This is a genomic window from Vibrio sp. 2130-1 (genome assembly GCF_033339515.1).
Window position 1 is genome coordinate 1 of the sequence record NZ_JAWOUT010000242.1, and the last position, 724, is coordinate 724.

Consider the following 724-nt stretch of genomic DNA (forward strand, 5'->3'; position numbering starts at 1 on the left):
TTTAACGTTACTTGTTATGGGCAAGTACGCGTGTTTTGCAGTAGATGTTGAGTATAGGTCAGGCTTTGCGTGAGCGCTTCCTGATCTTGATACAGTTTGTTCAGTAAGCTTGCGCCATTCCAAAGATAATAAATCTGTCTGGCCAACAATGCGCTATCACCGTTTGGGATAGAACCATCTTGAATACCGACATCAATACACTCAGCCATAGCTTGAATGGTCTTATCAGCGCCTCGACGCAGTGCGATACGCATAGGCTCCGATAAATCTGACACTTCGGCGCTTAGCTTCACTAACAAACATTTGTTTGCATTACAGACATCATCTTCTACTTTTACCATTTCTTCAAAGTAGCTCATTAAGCGTTGGTAGCCATTGAGCTCGGTATTAGTGAAGCGGGCAGTCAATTGTTCAAAGTACTTGTTGAAGTAATCTTGAATCATTGCCTCACCAAACTGTTCTTTAGATTTGAAGTAATGATAAAACGAGCCTTTTGGCACTTCGGCCGTTTTTAGTAGCTCTGAAAGTCCAACACTGGTAAACCCTCGGGTAACAATCAATTCGTACCCGACGTCGAGAATGTGTTGGCGTGTGTCATTTGTTTTTGCGTTCATGGGCGGTACTATAAGATGAATTAGACCAGTCGTCTAGGTTTTTGTGGTCTACTTTTTGATCAATTCGTATTCGATAACAAATAGCTTATCGATATCCGGATAGATTTCTC

General features: G+C 41.9%; 1 protein-coding gene. It reads right to left on the reverse strand.

The window, feature by feature from the left end:
• Positions 1 to 14 precede the first annotated feature (14 nt).
• Entirely contained in the window at positions 15 to 614 is a 600-nt protein-coding gene (locus R7Q09_RS25470) for a TetR/AcrR family transcriptional regulator (protein WP_005463060.1), read from the reverse strand.
• Positions 615 to 724 lie beyond the last annotated feature (110 nt).